The 1,561-nt window shown below is 49.9% G+C and carries 1 protein-coding gene; it reads right to left on the minus strand.

The window, feature by feature from the left end; genetic code table 11:
* Positions 1-301: 301 nt before the first annotated feature.
* Positions 302-1,456, minus strand: coding sequence for an IS110 family RNA-guided transposase (locus MN202_RS20450; protein ID WP_335737981.1), 1,155 nt, complete (start codon positions 1,454-1,456; stop codon positions 302-304).
* Positions 1,457-1,561: the final 105 nt, after the last annotated feature.

Genomic DNA, 1,561 nt, shown 5'->3' on the forward strand with positions numbered 1-1,561 from the left:
GCGTTGGTATGACTCCCCACGTCAAGCAGGTTGAGCTTATTTCTGTTCAGTTAAGAACCTTCTTTTGCTGTTAAAGCGAGTTAATGCACCAGATGAAGCAGGTAATGTTCGTCGGTTGTCATGCTGGTATTCGTGGATTATCAGCTTTCGCTAACAGAGCCTACCTTACTTGTTCCGCCGTGGCACCTGTCTTCAGTCTATGTTCGAGGTTCAACAGCCCTAAGGCTGATGCCATCCTAACGCCGTCGGTGGTTGTGCCACACCCGATGCTTGATCCAATGCATTAACTCTAACCTGTTACTCATGCCGGCACCCTGGCTAACCGTTTCGCCGGATTAACCGGTGTCAGCACCACTTCACGTGCTATCGCCCAGATATAGGCAATCATCTCCCTGGCAATTGCGGTAACCACTAAGTTGTAGTGCTTACCGCGTTTCATTAAGCGCTGGTAGCGCCTGCATAGCCTAAGCTGCGCCTGCCAGGCGATGTCTATGATTTCTTTGCTCAGGCTTTCCTGGCGTTTTTGCAGCTCAGTCGATACATTGGCGGCGTAACGGTAGGTATGCGCGCCTTCGACCAGTAAGCGCCTGGCTCGGGTGTTTCCGGTGCGGGTTATGCCACCTAGCTTTCGTTTACCCCCACTGGAATGCTCTGAAGGCACTAACCCGAGATAACTCATCAGTTTTCTGGGATGGTCAAAACGGGATAAGTCGCCTAATTCTGCAATGACGCCAACAGCCACCAGCAGACGTACGCCGCGCATGGCCTGAATGGCCTTTACTACAGGGTAGTAACGCCAGTTTTTAACATGGTAACTGAGTTCATTATCCAGCCGCTCTAAACGGCGTATACGCTCGGTAATGGTTTGAATAGCTTCCTGCAACACAATTTGCTGTGAAGGGTGCGGCAAGATAAGTTCAGTTAGCCAGCGCAGGTGTTTGGCCGACCAATTGTCCTGCACCTCACAGCGGATGTTATTACGCAGCAGCATAGCTTTAAGCTGATACTTTGCGTCTTTTAAATCCTTCATCGCTGTCTCTCGGGCGCGGGATAAATCGCGCATCGCTTCATCTTCCGGCTCGGGCACGTAAATAGGCTCAATGTCGCCAGAGCGCAGCAGCAAGGCTAACTTCAGCGCATCACGCTTATCAGTTTTAACTCGTTCACCGGCTTTCTTCGGAATGAGTGAGGGGGCGACCACATAACAACAATGCCCCAAGCTGGTCAGAAAGCGATAAATCCAGTAACCACAAGGGCCAGCTTCATAGACAAAGTGTAATGTGGAACCCGGGTATTTCGATTCAAATTGACGCACCAGTTTTTGTAATGCCGGTTTGGTACCGTTAATACGACCCAAGCTGACCGGTTTTGCATCACGGCTATCTTGCAGATACGCCACTTCAAAGAACTCTTTGTGCGTATCTAAGCCAATAAAAGTTATGCTATTGTTAACCACGCTGACCTCCAGTATTGTATCTTCATCAAATACAGTATGGCTCTGGCTGCAAAGCTAACCCACGAAGCAGGAGGTCAGCACCTCGTGGGGAGTCATTATGTCTAT

The sequence above is a fragment of the Rheinheimera muenzenbergensis genome (genome assembly GCF_036984005.1).
Classification (GTDB): domain Bacteria; phylum Pseudomonadota; class Gammaproteobacteria; order Enterobacterales; family Alteromonadaceae; genus Alishewanella; species Alishewanella muenzenbergensis.